Raw genomic sequence first — 16,758 nt, forward strand, 5'->3', positions numbered from 1 at the left:
CTCAAAAATGCTCTTGTGCCACGGGGGCCGTCCACATATGGGTCCCGGCTCTGCGCAGCAGCGTTTCACGTTGCAGCGCGTCCGGGACACGAGAGCGACGTGGACGCAGCCATGCCGCCCGCGCCAATCGACGCGCCGTCGATTGTGCCCTATGGTGCCGCGGCTTCTCCCTCAGCACCCACAACAACAATGATGTACCTGGAAACGCCGCCGCGCCTGATCGAGACCAGGCTGTTCTCCGCAATGCCCGAAAAGTTCCGCCGCAAGGGCATGCGAACCGATTGGGCCGATGCCAACCGGCCGAACGTGCCGACCGACTGCTTCATCGAGGGGCCATCCTTCGACAGGGATGGCAACCTCTACATCGTCGACATTCCGTTCGGCCGCATCTTTCGCATCGCGCCTGACGGCGAATGGTCGCTCGTGATCGAATATGAGGGGTGGCCGAACGGGCTGAAGATCGCTGCCGACGGCCGCATTCTTGTCGCCGACTATAAGCATGGCATCATGGAGCTCGATGTTGAAGCCGGCCGCGTCAAGCCGGTGCTGACCGGGCGCAATTCGGAATCGTTTCGCGGCTGCAACGATCTGCATCTCGTCTCCAACGGCGACATCTATTTCACCGACCAGGGCCAGACCGGCCTGCACGATCCGAGCGGGCGCGTCTATCGGCTGGCTGCGAACGGCCGGTTGGATTGCCTGCTCGACACCGGCATCAGCCCCAACGGTCTCGTGCTCGACCCGACCGAAACCGTGCTGTTCGTCGCGATGACGCGCGACAACGCGGTGTGGCGGCTGCCGTTCATGAGGGACGGCAGCGTGTCCAAGGTCGGCCGCTTCTGCTCGCTGTTCGGCACCAGCGGCCCTGACGGTTTGACCATGGATGCGAAGGGCCGCCTGTTCGTCGGCCACGCCTCGCTCGGCCACGTCTTCGTGTTCGCGCCGAACGGCGAATTGATCGCGCGGATCAAGTCGTGCGCCGGACCGAATTGCACCAATGTCGCGATCGGTGGCGCCAACAAGGATCGGCTTTATATCACGGAGTCCTCGACCGGCAGCGTGCTGGTGGCCGATATCGGCGGGCTCTAGAGCATCTGAAGGAACAAACATGAAATCAAAGCCCTTCGGCAAGACCGGCGTCAACGTTTCCGTCATCGGGCAGGGCACCTGGTATCTCGACCACGGCGACCGCAAGCGCGCGATCGCGGCGCTTCATCGCGGGCTCGATCTCGGCATGACCCACATCGACACCGCCGAGATGTATGGCGATGCCGAGCTCGTCATTGCGGATGCGATCGCGGGCCGGCGCGATGAGGTGTTCCTCGTCTCGAAAGTGCTGCCGAGCAACGCCTCGCGCCGCGGCACCATCACCGCCTGCGAGCGCTCGCTGAAGCGACTGAAGACCGATCGGCTCGACTGTTATCTCTTGCATTGGCGCGGCTCCTATCCGCTGGAGGACACCGTCGCTGCGTTCGAAGAGCTGGTGCAATCAGGCAAGATCAAATCCTGGGGCGTCTCCAATTTCGATGCCGACGATCTCGACGAGATTCTCGAAGTCTCAGACGAGGGCCGGATCGCCTGTAACCAGGTGCTCTATCATTTGAAAGAACGCGCGATCGAGCATGCGGTGATCCCGTGGTGCGAGCAGCACAATGTCGCCGTCGTCGCCTACTCGCCGTTCGGGCACGACGATTTTCCCGCAAGCAGCAGCAAGGGCGGCGCCGTGCTGGCGCGCATCGCGGAGGCGCATCGTGCGACGCCGCGTCAGGTCGCGCTGAGCTTCCTGACCCGTGCGACTACGGTGTTCGCGATTCCGAAGGCCTCGTCCGCGGAACATGCCGGCGAAAATGCGGCTGCAGGCGATCTCGTGCTGACGAAAGACGAGGTTACCGCGCTCGATGCAGCGTTTCCGCGCGGACCTAAGCCGCGCGGCTTGCCCATGCTGTAGTGCACAACGGGCAATATTAACGGAGCATTGACGCCGCGGCGGCCTGCGCATATCGGCATCCTGTTTTCGGAAGTTGTGAACGCGGGGCATTTGTCGTTTTTTACGGCTGTTCTCGATTCGCATTTTGCCCGGGTTCCAGCCGTGACACCGCCGCCCGCCGCAGCCGCAAGGCTCGACAGTATTCCCATGCCTGTGCCGGAGAAGAAGCAGCAGGCTCGCCGCGCGCCTGCGCGCGTCGATCATCCCTTCAAGGGCATCGCGCTGATCCTGCTCTCGACGGTGTTTCTCGGCTGCTCCGACGTCACTGCGAAATATCTCTCGACCAGCCTGCCCTCGATCGAGATCACCTGGATCCGGTTCCTCACCTTCACGCTGCTGTTCACGCCGGTGATGCTGCCCGCCTCCCCGTTCTATGCGATGCGCACCAAGCGTCCCGGCCTGCACGTGATGCGCGGGGCGGCACTGCTCGGCTCCTCGCTGTTCTTCATCACGGGTCTCGGCTTCCTGCCGATCGCGGAGGCGTCCGCCACCGGCTTCGTCGCGCCGCTGTTCGTCACGGCGCTCTCGATCGTGTTCCTCGGCGAGAAGGTCGGCATGCGCCGCTGGCTCGCCACCGCGCTCGGCCTCATCGGCGTGCTGATCATCCTGCGCCCGGGCACCAGCGCGTTTCACCCCGCCGCTGTCTTTCCGTTAGTCTCGGCGGCGTGCTGGGCCGGCACGCTGATCCTGACGCGCATGATGAGCGGACGGGAAGCCGTCGTCACCACCATGGCCTATTCCTCGCTCACCGGCCTTGCCATCCTCACCGCAATCGTGCCGTTCGTCTGGGTGACGCCGTCCTGGACCGCGATCGCGCTCGGCATCTTCATCGGCGTCGCTTCGACCGCGGGCCAGTGGATCGTCGTGCTGGCCTATCGCTACGGCGATGCCTCCGTGCTGGCGCCGTTCTCCTACTCGCAATTGTTGTGGGTCAGCATTCTCGGCTTCTTCATCTTTGGCGAGGTCCCGAGCATCTGGACCATCGTCGGTGCGGCCTTCATCGTCGCCAGCGGCCTCTACATCGCCCATCGCGAGCGCGTCCGCCGCGCTCAGCTCTTGGTGCTGGAAGAGCGCTCTCCGAACGCCTGACGCAAGTTCGCGGGTTCCGCGTCGTGCTATCAAGGGCTCCAACGATCAGGGAGGAGCCGGATGCGCGCCGCGATTTTCAGGAACGGTGAGATTGTCGTAGGCCGGATGGCCGAGCCGACGCCGGGCCCCGGCCTGGTTCTGGTCAAGACGCTCGCCTGCGGCATCTGCGGCTCCGACCTGCATGCGCGCCAGCACGCCCACCGCATGGTGGAGATGGCGACGAAGACCGGGCGAAAGCCGATGGACCTCGGCCGCGACGTCGTGTTCGGCCACGAGTTCTGCTGCGAGATCGTCGATTACGGTCCGGGCACATCGCGCAAGCTCAAGCCGGGCACGCACGTTTGCTCGCTGCCCGCGCTGGTGACGCCGCAGGGCATCGAAGGCATCGGCTATTCCAACGACAATGTCGGCGGCTACGCCGAGGCGATGCTGCTGAGCGAAGCGCTGCTGCTCGAAGTCCCCAATGGCCTCGCGCCGGAGCATGCCGCGCTCACCGAGCCGCTGGCGGTCGGCGTTCACGCCGTCGCCAAGGCAAATATTCGTGGCGGCGAGGTGCCGCTGGTGATCGGCTGCGGTCCGGTCGGGCTCGCGGTGATCGCCGCGCTGAAGCTCAAGCGGCTGCATCCGATCATCGCGGCCGACTATTCGCCGGCGCGGCGCGCGCTCGCCGCAAAGCTCGGTGCCGACATCGTCGTCGATCCCAGGGGGTCGCAGCCCTATGCGACCTGGGCCGAGCATGCCCAGATGTCGGACGCCGAGAAGGCCGCACGGCCGCCGTTCCAGGCCATGCTGCCCGCACTGAAGCCCGCGATCATCTTCGAATGCGTCGGCGTGCCCGGGCTGTTGCAGCAGGTGTTCGAGGGGGCTCCGCGCGATGCGCGCATCGTCGTGGTCGGCGTCTGCATGGAGAGCGACAGAAGCGAGCCCATGCTCGGCATCATGAAGGAGCTCAACGTCCAATATGTGCTCGGCTACACGCCGGAGGAGTTCGCAAGCTCGCTGCGCCTGATCGCGGAAGGGCAGGTGGATGCGGCTGCGATGGTCACCGCCGAAGTCGGCCTCGACGGCGTCGCAAAGGCCTTCGCCGATCTCGCCAACCCCGAAGCCCACACCAAGATCATCGTGCAGCCTTGGCGGTGACGCTCGTCATGCGAGGAGCAAGGGCGCCGTAGGGTGGGCAAAGGCGCAAAGCGCCGTGCCCACCATGCATCCGCGTTCGCGGTGAGAATGGTGGGCACGCTACGCTTTGCCCACCCTACCAGGCCGGAGCTTGCGGCTACACCGGCAGCGCGATCGAGTACTTCACCTGGCTCAGCGCAAAGCTCGATTCGATCGAGGCGATGCCGTCGAGGCGGGTCAGCTTGGTCTTCAGGAACGTCTCGTAGGAGGCGAGGTCGGCGGCGACGACGCGAAGCAGATAATCGCGGTTGCCCGTCATCAGATAGCATTCCAGCACCTCGTCCCATTTCGAGATGGCGCGCGCGAAGCGGTTGAGGTCCTCCTCCTTCTGCCGTGCCAGCTTGATCGAGATGAACACGCTGACATGCAGTCCCAGCGCCTTCTGGTCGACGGTCGCGACATAGCGCGAGATGACGCCGCGCTCCTCCAGGAGCTTGACCCGGCGGTGGCAGGGCGACACCGAGAGTCCGACCTTGTCGGCAAGCTCCTGCATGGTCAGGCGGCTATCGTTCTGAAGGTGGCTGAGGATCTTGCGGTCGATGGCGTCGAGCTCGGGCATTGGGATGGAACCTGCTTCTGGTCGGCTACGTTGGTAAAATATCCCAATATCGGCGGGTATGGCGCGAAAAATTGAGAAGTTTGCCGCGGCCCGCAGGCGTATGATCGGTGCATATTTCCCGGAGCATCGCCATGCCCGTTGCCCCCCCCCGTCTCGACACCCTGACCGCTCTCAGCCGCAAGGCGCTGTGGCTGTCGTCCTGGACCATCCACCACGCCAACCACATCCGCCCCAACGCGGACGGCCTCAAGGTCGGCGGCCACCAGGCCTCGTCCGCCTCGCTCGCCACCATCATGTCGGCGCTGTACTTCCACGTGCTGCGCCCCGAGGACCGCGTCGCGGTGAAGCCGCATGCGAGCCCGGTGTTCCACGCCATCCAGTACCTGTTCGGCCGGCAGAGCCGCGAGAAGCTGGAGAACTTTCGCGGCTTCAAGGGCGCGCAGTCCTATCCCTCGCGCACCAAGGATGTCGACGACGTCGATTTCTCCACCGGCTCGGTCGGCCTCGGCGTCGCACAGACGCTGTTCTCTTCGCTGGTGCAGGATTACGTCAAGGCGCATGGCTGGATGAAGGATCGCCGCGAGGGGCGGATGATCGCGCTCGTCGGCGATGCCGAGATGGACGAGGGCAACATCTTCGAGGCGCTCGCGGAGGGCTGGAAGCACGGCCTGCGCAACACCTGGTGGGTGGTCGACTACAACAGGCAGTCGCTCGACGCCGTCGTGCGTGAAGGTCTCTGGGAAAAGTTCGAGACCATGTTCCGCAATTTCGGCTGGGACGTCGTCATCGTGAAATACGGCCGCCTGATGCGCGAGGCTTTTGCCGAGCCCGGCGGGGAGGCGCTCAAGCGCTGGATCGACAATTGCCCGAACGCGCTCTATGCGGCGCTCTGCTTCCAGGGCGGCGCGGCCTTCCGCAAACATCTGCATGACGAGATCGGCGACCAGGGCCCGATCACGAAACTGATCGACAAGCGCAGTGACGAGGAGCTTCTGGCGCTGATGTCGAACCTCGGCGGCCACGACATGGCGAGCATGCTGGAGGCGTTCGATTCCATCGATCACGACCGCCCCGTCTGCTTCATCGCCTACACCATCAAGGGCGTCGGCCTGCCGTTCCAGGGTCACAAGGACAACCACGCCGGCCTGATGACGGTCGCGCAGATGGAGAAATACCGCGACAGCCAGAACATCCGTCCCGGCCATGAATGGGACAAGTTCGAAGGGCTATCGCAGGATGCAGCCGAGCTCGAGGCCTTCCTCGCGCGCGTGCCGTTCAACCAGGACGGTCGCCGGCTCACCGCGCCCGTCGTCGAGGTGCCGCAACAGCTCGCCTTCAAGCCATCGCCGCAGATGTCGACCCAGCAGGGCTTTGGCCTCGTCCTGAACGAGATCGCACGCAGCGACAGCGAGCTCGCCAGGCGAATCGTCACGACCTCGCCCGACGTCACCGTCTCGACCAATCTCGGCCCCTGGGTCAACCGCCGCGGCCTGTTCGCGCGGGCCGAGAAGGCGGATTTATTCCGCAGCGAGAAAATTCCCTCGACCTACAATTGGGATGCTTCGCCGAAGGGGCAGCATCTGGAGCTCGGCATCGCCGAGATGAACCTGTTCATCATGCTCTCGGCGCTCGGTCTGTCGCACCAGATCAACGGCGAGCGGCTCTTGCCGGTCGGCACGCTCTACGATCCCTTCATCGAGCGCGGCCTCGATGCGCTGAACTACGCCTGCTACCAGGACGCGCGCTTCATGGTGGCGGCGACGCCGTCCGGCCTCACGCTCGCGCCCGAGGGCGGGGCGCATCAGTCGATCGCAACGCCCTTGATCGGCTTGGCGCAGGATGGGCTCGCCTCGTTCGAGCCGGCCTTCGTCGACGAGCTCGCCGTGATCATGGCTTACGGTTTCGAGCACATGCAGCGCGATCCGGGCGAGGGCGGCTCGGTCTATTTGCGGCTCTCGACGCGCGCCATCGAGCAGGCGCAGCGGATCATGACGGGCGAGCTGCGACAGGGCATCACCGATGGCGCCTATTGGCTGCGCAAGCCGGGCCCGAATGCCGAGGTCGTGATCGCCTATACCGGCGCGGTCGCGCCCGAAGCGATCGAGGCGACCGGCTTCATCGGCGAGAGCCGCCGCGACGTCGGCCTGCTCGCGATCACCTCGGCGGATCGCCTGCATGCGGGGTGGACCGCCGCGCGTAAATTGCGGCGCGACCGCCGCGGCGTGCAGCATCTCAGCCACATCGAAAAGCTGCTGGCGCCGCTGCCGCGCGACTGCGGCCTCGTGACCGTGATCGATGGCCATCCCGCCGCGCTCGGCTGGCTCGGCAGCGTCCGCGGCCACCGTGTCGAGGCGCTCGGTGTCGAGCAGTTCGGCCAGACCGGCAGCATCGCGGACCTTTATCGGCACTACGGCATCGACGCCAACGCCATCATCGATGCGGCCGAAAGCCTCACCACCGGCGCGCCGGTGCTGCATCGGAAGATGGCGGTGTAGTAGGGGGTGACCCGTCGCGTGGGCCCCGGCTCTGCAGCGCCTCACTGAAGAAGTGCTGCGCTGCGTCCGGGGCACGAGACTGTCTAGACTCGTTACAATCTCGTGTCCCGGACGCGGCGCGACATGAAATGTCGCGACGCAGAGCCGGGACCCAGGTTCTTGCGATTAGGGCCGCTTGCCTCGCTTCAAATCGCGTCACATATTCCGCTCGCCGCAACGCTGGTCCCGCATATGGCGGGTTCAATTGCCGGCGCTTTCGTGCAAGGATGCCTGCCGAAACGCCCCCTCCAAGCCCCCAAGAAGAGGTTAACGATGGTCAATCGCATGCAATTCTACATCGACGGCGCCTGGGTCGATCCCGCCGTCAAGAAGTCCACCGCCGTGGTCAATCCGGCGACGGAAGAGGCGATGTACGAGGTTGCGCTGGGCTCCAAGGCCGACGTGGACAAGGCGGTTGCCGCCGCCAAGCGCGCCTTCGCGACGTTCTCCCAGACCAGCCGCGAGGAGCGCGTCGCGCTGCTCAGCAAAGTGATCGAGGTCTACAAGGGCCGCCTCAAGGAGATCGGCGCTGCCGTCTCCGACGAGATGGGCGCGCCTCTGCCGATGGCGGAGAAGCTGCAGGCCGGCGCCGGCCTCGGCCATCTCATGACCACGCTCGACGTGCTCAAGAACTATCATTTCGAGGAGCCGGTCGGCACCGCCATGGTGCTGCGCGAGCCGATCGGCGTGGTCGGCATGATCACGCCCTGGAACTGGCCGCTGAACCAGATCGCCTGCAAGGTCGCGCCCGCGCTCGCCGCCGGCTGCACCATGATCCTGAAGCCCAGCGAGTTCACGCCGACCTCGGCGCTGATCTTCGCGGAGATCCTCCATGAGGCCGGCGTGCCCAAGGGCGTGTTCAACCTCGTCAACGGCCTCGGCCCCGAGGTCGGCGCCGCCATGAGCGAGCACCCTGATATCGACATGATCTCCTTCACCGGCTCGACCCGCGCCGGCATCGACGTTGCGAAGCGCGCGGCCCCCACCGTGAAGCGCGTCAGCCAGGAGCTCGGCGGCAAGTCGCCGAACGTCATCCTCGAAGGCGCCGACCTCACCAAGGCGGTGACCGGCGGCGTGATGCACATGTTCAACAATTCCGGCCAGTCCTGCAACGCGCCCTCGCGCATGATCGTGCCGCTGTCGAAAATGAAGGAAGTCGCCGCGATCGCGAAGGCCGTGGCCGACAAGACCAAGGCGGGCGATCCGCGCGGCGAAGGCACCACCATCGGCCCGGTGGTCAATCGCGGCCAGTGGGACAAGATCCAGGGGCTGATCAAGAAGGGTATCGACGAGGGCGCAACGCTCGTCGCCGGCGGCCCGGGCCTGCCCGAAGGCGTCAACAAGGGCTTCTATGTCCGTCCGACCATCTTCGCCGACGTCACCCCTGACATGACGATCGCGCGCGAGGAGATCTTCGGGCCGGTGCTGACCATCATCGGCGCCAAGGACGAAGCCGACGCGGTCAAGATCGCCAACGATACGCCGTATGGCCTCGCCGGCTACGTCACGGGGGCGACGGTCGAGGACGCCAAGCGCGTCGGCCGCCAGATCCGCGCCGGCAACGTCAACTTGCAAGGCGTGCCCAACGACCGCACCGCGCCGTTCGGAGGCTACAAGCAGTCCGGCAACGGCCGCGAATGGGGCAAGTACGGCCTCGAGGACTTCCTCGAAGTGAAGGCAGTTGCCGGCTTCAACGCGGCGTAGGTTTATCGCTTGAAAGAACGTGACGCCGGAGCGGGCAACCGCTCCGGCGTTTTTTGTTGATCTCTCTCCCGTCATTCCGGGGCGTCGCGAAGCGACGAGCCCGGAATCCATTCATCCACCGACTCCGTTGCCGGATGGATTCCGGGCTCGCGCCGAAGACGGCGCGCCCCGGAATGACGAGAAACTATCCCCCGAACGCCCCCTGCGTGTTCACATACAGCGCGTAGATCGACTGGCTCGCGGCCATGAACAGGCGATTGCGCTTGACGCCGCCGAAGCAGACGTTGGCGCAGCGCTCGGGCAGGGCGATGCGGCCGATCATGACGCCGTCGGGCGCGAACACCACGACGCCGTCGAGCTCGGGATCTCCCATGCCCCAGCCGCACCAGAGATTGCCGTCGATGTCGCAGCGCATGCCGTCGGGCGTGCCCGGCCCGGCATCGATATGGATACGCTTGTTCGAGAGCGTGGTGCCCTCGGGCGAGACGTCATAGGCGAGGATATTGCGGTTCGGCACACCGCGCGATTCCACGACATAGAGGATCTTCTCGTCCGGCGAGAAGCACAGGCCGTTCGGCCCGAGCACGCCCTCGGCGACGATCGTCGCTTTGCCGGTCTCGGGATCGAGCCTGTAGACGTTCGGCTCGATCTCGGGCTCGGCCTTGTAGCCCTCGTAATTGCCGAGCAGGCCGAAGGTCGGATCGGTGAACCAGATCGAGCCGTCCGATTTAACAACGACATCGTTCGGCGAGTTCAACCGCTTGCCGTTGAATTGATCCATCAGCACGGTGATGCTGCCGTCATATTCGGTGCGCACCACGCGCCGGCCGCCGTGCTCGCAGGTGATCAGCCGGCCCTGCCGGTCGCGCGTGTTGCCGTTGGCAAAATTCGAGGGCTTGCGGAACACGCTGACCGCGCCGGTCTCTTCCTCCCATTTGAGGATGCGCTGGTTCGGGATATCGCTGCACAGCAGATAGCGTCCGTCACCGAACCACACCGGCCCCTCGGCCCAGCGCAGGCCGGTCGCCAGCCGCTCCACCGCCGACAGTTTCAGCCAGTATTTTTCGAAGCGGGGATCGAGCGCACGGATCGCCGGATCGGGATAATAGCTTGCCGGCCGCCAGCCTGGCCGCTCCTGGGTGTGGGACGATGCCTCATTCATGCCGGTTCTCTCGTTTCGTTCCCTCTGGACAATCCTGCTATCATTAGAGACACGTGACCGCAAATTCAGTCACTAACGGTGAGGGACAACATGCCGCGTATTTTGATGACGGGAGCTTCGGGCGGAATCGGCACGAGCCTGCGGAAACTACTGCCGCCGATTTATCCGGATCTCCTGCTCTCCGACATCAAGCCGCCGACCGATCTCGGCGCGAACGAGCAGTTCAAGGCAGCGGACCTTGCCGACCTCGCGCAATGCGAGGCGATCTGCGAGGGTGTCGACGGCATCCTGCATTTCGGCGGCTATTCGGTCGAGGGCACCTGGGATCAGATCCTCCAGGCCAACATCATCGGCGGCTACAATCTTTTCGAGGCGGCGTACCGCAAGGGCGTCAAGCGCGTGGTGTTCGCCTCGTCGAACCACGCCGTCGGCTTCTATCCGCGCCACCACAAGATCGGCACCGACGTCACCCCGCGTCCCGACGGCCGCTACGGCGTCAGCAAGGTGTTCGGCGAGGCCGTCGGTGCGCTCTATGCCGACAAGCACGGATTCAAGGTAACTTGCCTGCGCATCGGCAACTTCGGCGACATGCCGCTCGACCAGCGCCGGCTCTCGATCTGGCTCAAGCCCGACGACCTCGTGCAGCTCTGCCGCATTGGGCTGGAGCATCCCGACATCCATTTCGAGATCTTCTACGGCGCCTCCTTCAACGAGCGCGCCTGGTGGGACAACCACCGCGCCTACGAATTCGGCTATCGCCCCACCGGCCGCGCCGAAGATTTCCGCGAGCACGCCATGGCCGAGCAGGCCAAGCTGAAGCCGGATCCGGTCGGCGATTATTTCCAGGGCGGCACGTTCTGCAGCATGGAGTTCGACGCCGATCCGAGCCGGGTCATCGATTGGAATAAGCGCTAGGGAGCGTGCGACATGGCGAGAGCGGCCGAAGCTCTGCTTGGCCGCTCAAGCCGTACGGTGGCGCCGGATCAGAACAGGCCCGGGATCAACATCGCCACCTTCTCCCTGTAGTGCCGGTACTGATCTCCGAACAGAGTGACCAGGTCGCGCTCCTCCAACCAGATGCCGACGAAGATGTAGGCCGTCGTCACCATCGCGAACAGCAAGTGCCCGAGCGTCATGGTCGGCGTCGACCAGAACGCGATGATGAAGCCGAGATAGATCGGATGCCGGACCAGGCGGTAGAGTCCCGGCGTCCTGAACTTCATCGGCTCGGCGAGCCTACCTGCAAAGTGGCTGACGACTTGCGTCAGTCCGAACAACTCGAAATGGCTGATCAGGAACGTGCTGTACAGCACGATGAGCCAGCCGGCGAAGCTGCCGGCGACCGCGGCGTAGGCTGCCATCGGCGTCTCGATCGCCCAAACGACGGTTGTGATGGGACGCCATTGCCAGAACAGCAGGATCAGGCTCAGGCTTGCGAGCAGGACATAGGTGCTGCGCTCGAGGGCAGGTGAGGCGAAGGCGGCGAACAGCTTCTTGAAGCCCTGGCGAGCCATGCCGCTGTGCTGGACGGCAAAAAGTGACATCAACGCGAGGTCGATCATCAGCGCCTGTCCGATCGAGCCCGCCGCGCCGCCGTCGATCGTCTTGGGCACAACGAACTGCGTCATGAAGCCGACGGCGTAGAGAAAGGTCCCGAAGAAGATGAAATAGGCGAGGACGCCGTAGCCGAGCACGAAGCTTCGTGCAGCGAGCGAGGTTGCGGTCTGAGTGGGTCTGTTTTGCATGGTGATGGACATGATGAATCTTCCAGTTCAGTGGTGAGGGATTGAAACGGCTGTTTCAACGGGCGGTGTTCACCGCCGCCTTCGTCACGTTGCAAAGGCTTTTGGGACCCTCGCGGCCTTGCATTTGCCTGGGCTTTTCTGGACGGCGGCGCCGCCGCTCACGCTCTCGCTGCGATGGTCGCCGAGCGTCGTTGCAGCCGAAGCCAGAACGAGCGACATCATGACGGCACCGATCGTCCCGATCGCCAGCGCGGCGGTTCTGGACTTGGAAATTCCGAGCCTGAAAGCCTTGAAATCGGAGGTCTTGGCTTCGGAAGCGTCGGATGGGAAGAAAGTATTCATGACTATTTCCTCGATTGAAACTGTCGCGGGGAATGCAAATCTTCCGATGGTGCCTCGGGTCTCGAACCGTGTCGTCACCGTTGGCCATGGTCGCCGCAACCCTTCGCGAACTGCATTGCGGCCTTCTCGCGGTTTGCCAGCATGCTGGCGACAGACCGATTGATGAGCCGGCGAAGCCGCAGCAGGATGCCGGCGAGATATCGCTGCGAGGGGCTCAGTGCGGGCGGCGCCTGAGACTGAATGGACATCTCTCATCCTTTCACGGAAGCACGAGTTGAGGACGCCGCCCGCGCTGATCTGCTATTCGGCGGCGGCCGTCTGCGGGTTGGGATCGCCGCGAACAACGACCGTCGTGGCGACTTTGTAGAATTCCTCGCCCGGCATGCCGACGCGCCGTGCATGCTCGCGGATCGACTCCCCGTCGCGGGCTTCATAGATACAGAAGGTGCCGATGCGACCGTCGGCCTCATGGACCACATAGCTGCGGATCCAGCGAACGCGATCGGACATCTGCTCGTTGCCGATCCGCGCGGACTTCGCGCCTGCGGCTTCCAGTTCGCTCAGGTTTGCCCAGGCGCTTGGACGGCGAATGACATAGAGTTCCATAAGGTATCTCCTCGGGTTGATGCTTGCTGCCATTCGGTCCGTCGTGACCGAAGGCCGTGAGAAGCTATAGGCGCGGTCGGCGCTGATCGTCCTGACCGGGGCCTGATCATTGCCTGATCTCTGTCTGAACCTTTTCCGTCTCTCGCAGACAGAACGATATGACCCTCAGGTTCGGACCCTTCGAACTCGACGAAGCGGGCCGCGCGCTTATGCGCGCGCAGCGGGAAGTCGCGTTGCAGCCGCGCGTGTTCGATCTGCTGGTCTACCTGACGCGTAACCGGGACCGAGTCGTCACCAAGGAAGAGCTGCTCGATACCCTCTGGCCTGACGTAACCGTCACCGACAACTCCTTGCAGCGGGCAGTGAGCATGCTGCGTGGCGTGCTGCGCAAGGGTGGCATGGATGGTGCCATCCGGAACATGCCGGGCAGGGGATATCGTTTCTGCATCGACGGCGGATCGGAGCCACGGGTTGCCGCTCCCGAGACGACGGACGGGCAAGCCCCGGACGTGTGGGTGCAAGCGCAGCGCGCCGCTGCCGCGCAAGCCTGGGACGAAGCCGCAGCGCTGTTCGAGGCGGCCGATATGATCCGACCGCTCGAAGGCGCCGACTTGCACCAATGGGCGCTAGCCTTGCAGTGCACCGGCAAGGCCGATGCGGCGCTGCCTCTCCTGGCTCGCGCGGTCGCCGCCCATACCAAGGCCGGCAACGTGTCGCTGGCCGTCGTCGACGCCGTCACACTCTCCTGCTTGCACTTCGAGCGCGGCCAGGCGGCGATTGCCAAGGGGTGGCTGGCGCGGGCGGAGGATTGGGCCTCCGAGATCGAGGATCCCGCCACGACTGCGCTAACTCTCTGGATGAAGTCGAAGGTCGCCGCGTTCGACGGCGAGCCTGAGCAGGCGCTTTCGCTTGCCGATGCCGCGTACAGCACGGTCCGGCACCGGGACGCTGTTGGCATCGAGGCGCTGAGTCTGGCCTATCGCGGGTTCTACCGGCTGTGTCTCGGCGATACGCGCGCAGGACTGGCGGATCAGGACCTCGCCGCTGCGATGGCGCTCTCCAGCGGCGATATCGATCCGATCGTCGGAGGCATCCTCTACTGCAACATCCTGTGGGCGGCGCGGATGTTCGGAGATTGGGCGAGGGCCGACCAGTGGACGCTGGGCTATCAGAAATATTGCACCGAGAGCGGGATGGAATTGACCGGCTCCTGTCAGCTTCATCGGTCGGAAGTCCTTGGCGTCAGGGGCTCGCTTGGCGAGGCCTTGTCGCGCATTCAAGATTCGCTGGCACGGCTGACCAGCGATGCACCATGGGCGATCGGCGATGCCAATCGCGTTCTGGCGGACGTCCAGGCTGCGATCGGCAATGACGACGCCGCGCTCGAAGCCTACGAAAAGGCCTATGCTCTCGGCTGGTGCCCGGAGCCCGGCCATGCCATGCTTTTGCTGGAACGTGGCGAGGCTGAAGCCGCCTACACCAGTCTCGAACGCAGCTTGATCGGAAAGACCTGGTGGACCCTGCAGCGCCGAGGAATATTGTTCGCGCATCTGGCGCTCGCCGCCGCGCATACAGGCCGCCATGAGCAGGCCCTGGAGCTGATCGAAGAGCTTTCCGGAAGCCCGGACCGATGGCCGATGCCTTCGATTCGGGCATTGACGAACGAAGCGCAGTCGGTTCTCGCAGATGTGCGCGACGAGTACGACTCTGCGCTGCGGCATCTGCACCTGGCCCGGCAGCTGTGGTCGAGCATCGACGGGCGAGTGCAGGCGGTCAGGCTGAGACTCCGTATCGCCAAGCTGCAATTGGCGCATGATGACGTTCGAGGCGCTTCAGCGGAAATTCACGCAGCCCAGCTGGCGGCCGGCGAACTGGGCTCGCGGAAGTTCGAGGCTGCATGTGCCGCTTTGCGACGCGAGGTCGATACGCGAACGCCGGGACGTGCTGCCTAAGGACGGTCCGTGCTCCGTACCTCGCCTGTCATCGCAGGGGTGTTGCACGTCATTTTGCAACGCGCGCTTCCTGTTTCCTGGTCACATGCCAGAGCACCACGTGGTAATGCGGCACGTCCACGCCAGGGTGACCCGGGTTGAAGTAGAGACTGACGTGGTCAACTGGTGCTGCGGATCCCGCTCCCTCCCATGATTTGTGATCGTCGATGTCCTTGTTCGGAACCATGTACACGGTCGCCACCAGACGATCCCTGCGATCGAAGCACAGGAACGGCCCCAGCGGCAACGTGTCGGGCTTCACGAAAATGATGCCGAGGCCCGGAAAGAACTTTGGGAAATTCACGAGATCGCTGACCCGCTTGTATCCGTTTTTCTCGGCGACTTTCCGCTGATTGGGCGGCGAACGAACGATGTCGCGCTTCCTGTGCGCCTTGGTGCTTCGGCGAGGGGCTGTCTTGATGCGCTCGGTCGTGTCGGCCGGCGGCGCGAGTGTCTGCGGTGTTGATGGAAAGAAGGGAGCAAATTGGGCTGCAGGGTGCCGCACGTCGGCGATCAAGGCCAGCAACGCAGCCAAGGCTGCGCTCACAAGCGCGTTGCGCATCGACACCTCCCGACATTTGACTGCCAAATCTTGCTCATTTATCCGGATTGCGTTCTCGCCAGCGCAGGAACTCCCGGAATAAATCTTCCGGGTCTGGCGGATTGGCGGTCGGCTTTCCTTCGAGGAATCTGCCGAACGCCTTGCGAAGTGCGGCCTCGCTGCCCGATTGCTGCTGGAGCCACCGCTCTGCCGGCCGAAATCGTCGCCATCCGGGGAGCTGCGCGGCCAGGTTCACCTCGCGCCATTTGGGGTGATGTGCGCCAGCCAGGAATTCAGGAAAGCGCGTGAACAATGTCTGGACGAAGAATTCCAGCAACCGAAACCGCTCGCTGCCACTCGGCCAGTTGTAGGCGAAGAGAGCGGATTTGATCGCGATCGTGTCGACGCTTGCTTCGGCGGCGATCATATTTGGATAGTCCTTATGGCGGAGCGTCGATGGCAGATAATCTTGTTGCAGCAGCTCCTTGAAGTAGGGGATTGGCAGGAGGTGAATATTGTCGAATTGCGAGACCTGCGCCAGGAAGCTGACCGGTTTTCCTGAGACCAGCAGAGCGGCGGAGAGATCTCCTTTCCTCAGACCATCCAGCGCGGCCTCCGGTCCCAAGTTCGACTCGCTGATCTTGATGCCCAGACGGTTCAACACTTCGCGGCCGAGGATGGCGCCGGCACTGCCGTCCTCTCCGAGATTGACTCTCTTTCCCGAAAGTTCCGCCAGGCTTCCGATCTCCGGCCGCGCAAGGAGGTGGAACTCTTCGATATGGAGCGGTGCAATGTAGGTCAGTCTGTCTGAAATGTCCCCGAAGGTCCTTGTCTCCCGGAGGCGGTCGACCAGAACGACGGGCGCGATCGCCACGTCGGCACCTGCGAGGGTGAGCACATCGAGAACGTTGCGGATACCGCCGTTTCCCACTATCGGCAGGACCCTTAATGCGACTTGGCCCCGAGGGCCGGTCTCTTGGCCGCCGGCGAGCGTGGTCGCAATGTCCTGAGCGAGCGCGAATTCAGTGCATTGCGGCGTACCGGTCACGAAGCCCACCGTATACGGGTCCGCAGATCGCCCGGTCTCCTTCCTGGGGGTGCCTTCCTTTCTTGGAGACACTTTCGTGGCTTCGCTCGGAGAAGCCGACAGTCGCTGTTGCGCGAAACAAACCTGGACCTGCCCGCCAAAGTAGGCCGCTGCAATCAATGCGATGAACAAACCGGCCCGCATCGCTCCGCAGACCCTCAATGTTCAACTTGCTCGGTCAGCTCTCGCTGGGACGTGACATGACCCGAGAGACTGCCATCTACCGCGTCCG

The 16,758-nt window shown here is 64.1% G+C and carries 16 protein-coding genes; 8 read left to right on the forward strand and 8 right to left on the reverse strand.

The features are described 5' to 3' along the window. The first annotated feature begins 192 nt into the window (after nucleotides 1–192). The 4 genes from XI05_RS35945 to XI05_RS35960 all read left to right on the forward strand — a co-directional run bounded on the left by XI05_RS35945 (nucleotide 193) and on the right by XI05_RS35960 (nucleotide 4,216). Nucleotides 193–1,089, forward strand: a complete 897-nt coding sequence (locus XI05_RS35945) for an SMP-30/gluconolactonase/LRE family protein (RefSeq protein WP_271511916.1) — start codon at nucleotides 193–195, stop codon at nucleotides 1,087–1,089. Between the two features lie 19 nt (nucleotides 1,090–1,108). Then, a complete protein-coding gene (locus XI05_RS35950; protein ID WP_271510577.1) occupies nucleotides 1,109–1,948 on the forward strand; it encodes an aldo/keto reductase in 840 nt (279 codons plus the stop codon). A gap of 186 nt (nucleotides 1,949–2,134) precedes the next feature. Beyond that, entirely contained in the window at nucleotides 2,135–3,076 is a 942-nt protein-coding gene (locus tag XI05_RS35955) for a DMT family transporter (RefSeq protein WP_172784617.1), read from the forward strand. A gap of 60 nt (nucleotides 3,077–3,136) precedes the next feature. Beyond that, nucleotides 3,137–4,216, forward strand: a complete 1,080-nt coding sequence (locus XI05_RS35960; protein ID WP_271510579.1) for a zinc-binding dehydrogenase — start codon at nucleotides 3,137–3,139, stop codon at nucleotides 4,214–4,216. Nucleotides 4,217–4,352: 136 nt separating this feature from the next. Here the strand turns inward: XI05_RS35960 and XI05_RS35965 are convergent, their stop codons facing one another. Beyond that, nucleotides 4,353–4,814 carry an Lrp/AsnC family transcriptional regulator gene (locus tag XI05_RS35965; protein WP_027571162.1) on the reverse strand — a complete coding sequence of 154 codons (462 nt, stop codon included), beginning with the start codon at nucleotides 4,812–4,814 and terminating at the stop codon, nucleotides 4,353–4,355. A gap of 131 nt (nucleotides 4,815–4,945) precedes the next feature. Between XI05_RS35965 and XI05_RS35970 the strand changes: the two genes are divergently transcribed. Continuing rightward, nucleotides 4,946–7,309, forward strand: a complete 2,364-nt coding sequence (locus XI05_RS35970) for a transketolase (RefSeq protein WP_271510583.1) — start codon at nucleotides 4,946–4,948, stop codon at nucleotides 7,307–7,309. A 312-nt stretch (nucleotides 7,310–7,621) separates the two neighbouring features. Further along, complete coding sequence (locus XI05_RS35975; protein WP_271510585.1) at nucleotides 7,622–9,052, forward strand: aldehyde dehydrogenase family protein; 1,431 nt, start codon at nucleotides 7,622–7,624, stop codon at nucleotides 9,050–9,052. Nucleotides 9,053–9,236: 184 nt separating this feature from the next. On the opposite strand, the gene XI05_RS35980 is transcribed toward XI05_RS35975, so the two are convergent. Continuing rightward, entirely contained in the window at nucleotides 9,237–10,214 is a 978-nt protein-coding gene (locus XI05_RS35980) for an SMP-30/gluconolactonase/LRE family protein (RefSeq protein WP_271510587.1), read from the reverse strand. Between the two features lie 90 nt (nucleotides 10,215–10,304). Between XI05_RS35980 and XI05_RS35985 the strand changes: the two genes are divergently transcribed. Beyond that, on the forward strand, nucleotides 10,305–11,129 hold the full coding sequence (locus XI05_RS35985) for an NAD-dependent epimerase/dehydratase family protein (protein ID WP_271510588.1): 825 nt from the start codon (nucleotides 10,305–10,307) through the stop codon (nucleotides 11,127–11,129). A gap of 68 nt (nucleotides 11,130–11,197) precedes the next feature. Here the strand turns inward: XI05_RS35985 and mddA are convergent, their stop codons facing one another. The 4 genes from mddA to XI05_RS36005 all read right to left on the reverse strand — a co-directional run bounded on the left by mddA (nucleotide 11,198) and on the right by XI05_RS36005 (nucleotide 12,907). Further along, on the reverse strand, nucleotides 11,198–11,959 hold the full coding sequence (gene mddA / locus XI05_RS35990; RefSeq protein ID WP_271511918.1) for a methanethiol S-methyltransferase: 762 nt from the start codon (nucleotides 11,957–11,959) through the stop codon (nucleotides 11,198–11,200). Between the two features lie 84 nt (nucleotides 11,960–12,043). Next, complete coding sequence (locus XI05_RS35995; protein WP_271510590.1) at nucleotides 12,044–12,301, reverse strand: hypothetical protein; 258 nt, start codon at nucleotides 12,299–12,301, stop codon at nucleotides 12,044–12,046. A 74-nt stretch (nucleotides 12,302–12,375) separates the two neighbouring features. Further along, entirely contained in the window at nucleotides 12,376–12,549 is a 174-nt protein-coding gene (locus tag XI05_RS36000) for a hypothetical protein (protein WP_271510592.1), read from the reverse strand. Nucleotides 12,550–12,601: 52 nt separating this feature from the next. Next, complete coding sequence (locus XI05_RS36005) at nucleotides 12,602–12,907, reverse strand: nickel-binding protein (RefSeq protein ID WP_271510594.1); 306 nt, start codon at nucleotides 12,905–12,907, stop codon at nucleotides 12,602–12,604. 158 nt (nucleotides 12,908–13,065) lie between these two features. On the opposite strand from XI05_RS36005, the gene XI05_RS36010 reads away from it, so the two are divergent. Further along, nucleotides 13,066–14,859 carry a winged helix-turn-helix domain-containing protein gene (locus XI05_RS36010; protein ID WP_271510596.1) on the forward strand — a complete coding sequence of 598 codons (1,794 nt, stop codon included), beginning with the start codon at nucleotides 13,066–13,068 and terminating at the stop codon, nucleotides 14,857–14,859. A 49-nt stretch (nucleotides 14,860–14,908) separates the two neighbouring features. Here XI05_RS36010 and XI05_RS36015 read toward each other — a convergent pair whose 3' ends face one another. Then, nucleotides 14,909–15,460, reverse strand: a complete 552-nt coding sequence (locus XI05_RS36015; RefSeq protein ID WP_271510598.1) for a hypothetical protein — start codon at nucleotides 15,458–15,460, stop codon at nucleotides 14,909–14,911. Nucleotides 15,461–15,494: 34 nt separating this feature from the next. Further along, nucleotides 15,495–16,670 carry a TAXI family TRAP transporter solute-binding subunit gene (locus XI05_RS36020; RefSeq protein WP_271510599.1) on the reverse strand — a complete coding sequence of 392 codons (1,176 nt, stop codon included), beginning with the start codon at nucleotides 16,668–16,670 and terminating at the stop codon, nucleotides 15,495–15,497. Between the last annotated feature and the right edge of the window lie 88 nt (nucleotides 16,671–16,758).

Source organism: Bradyrhizobium sp. CCBAU 11357, assembly GCF_028128865.1.
Lineage (GTDB): Bacteria > Pseudomonadota > Alphaproteobacteria > Rhizobiales > Xanthobacteraceae > Bradyrhizobium.

What these genes read in the sequence shown, in the direction of transcription:
- XI05_RS35945 (WP_271511916.1), top strand. Translation starts at nt 193, where the DNA reads ATGTACCTGGAAACGCCGCCGCGCCTGATCGAGACCAGGCTGTTCTCC.
- XI05_RS35950 (WP_271510577.1), top strand. Translation starts at nt 1,109, where the DNA reads ATGAAATCAAAGCCCTTCGGCAAGACCGGCGTCAACGTTTCCGTCATC.
- XI05_RS35955 (WP_172784617.1), top strand. Translation starts at nt 2,135, where the DNA reads ATGCCTGTGCCGGAGAAGAAGCAGCAGGCTCGCCGCGCGCCTGCGCGC.
- XI05_RS35960 (WP_271510579.1), top strand. Translation starts at nt 3,137, where the DNA reads ATGCGCGCCGCGATTTTCAGGAACGGTGAGATTGTCGTAGGCCGGATG.
- XI05_RS35965 (WP_027571162.1), bottom strand. Translation starts at nt 4,814, where the DNA reads ATGCCCGAGCTCGACGCCATCGACCGCAAGATCCTCAGCCACCTTCAG.
- XI05_RS35970 (WP_271510583.1), top strand. Translation starts at nt 4,946, where the DNA reads ATGCCCGTTGCCCCCCCCCGTCTCGACACCCTGACCGCTCTCAGCCGC.
- XI05_RS35975 (WP_271510585.1), top strand. Translation starts at nt 7,622, where the DNA reads ATGGTCAATCGCATGCAATTCTACATCGACGGCGCCTGGGTCGATCCC.
- XI05_RS35980 (WP_271510587.1), bottom strand. Translation starts at nt 10,214, where the DNA reads ATGAATGAGGCATCGTCCCACACCCAGGAGCGGCCAGGCTGGCGGCCG.
- XI05_RS35985 (WP_271510588.1), top strand. Translation starts at nt 10,305, where the DNA reads ATGCCGCGTATTTTGATGACGGGAGCTTCGGGCGGAATCGGCACGAGC.
- mddA (WP_271511918.1), bottom strand. Translation starts at nt 11,959, where the DNA reads ATGCAAAACAGACCCACTCAGACCGCAACCTCGCTCGCTGCACGAAGC.
- XI05_RS35995 (WP_271510590.1), bottom strand. Translation starts at nt 12,301, where the DNA reads ATGAATACTTTCTTCCCATCCGACGCTTCCGAAGCCAAGACCTCCGAT.
- XI05_RS36000 (WP_271510592.1), bottom strand. Translation starts at nt 12,549, where the DNA reads ATGTCCATTCAGTCTCAGGCGCCGCCCGCACTGAGCCCCTCGCAGCGA.
- XI05_RS36005 (WP_271510594.1), bottom strand. Translation starts at nt 12,907, where the DNA reads ATGGAACTCTATGTCATTCGCCGTCCAAGCGCCTGGGCAAACCTGAGC.
- XI05_RS36010 (WP_271510596.1), top strand. Translation starts at nt 13,066, where the DNA reads ATGACCCTCAGGTTCGGACCCTTCGAACTCGACGAAGCGGGCCGCGCG.
- XI05_RS36015 (WP_271510598.1), bottom strand. Translation starts at nt 15,460, where the DNA reads ATGCGCAACGCGCTTGTGAGCGCAGCCTTGGCTGCGTTGCTGGCCTTG.
- XI05_RS36020 (WP_271510599.1), bottom strand. Translation starts at nt 16,670, where the DNA reads ATGCGGGCCGGTTTGTTCATCGCATTGATTGCAGCGGCCTACTTTGGC.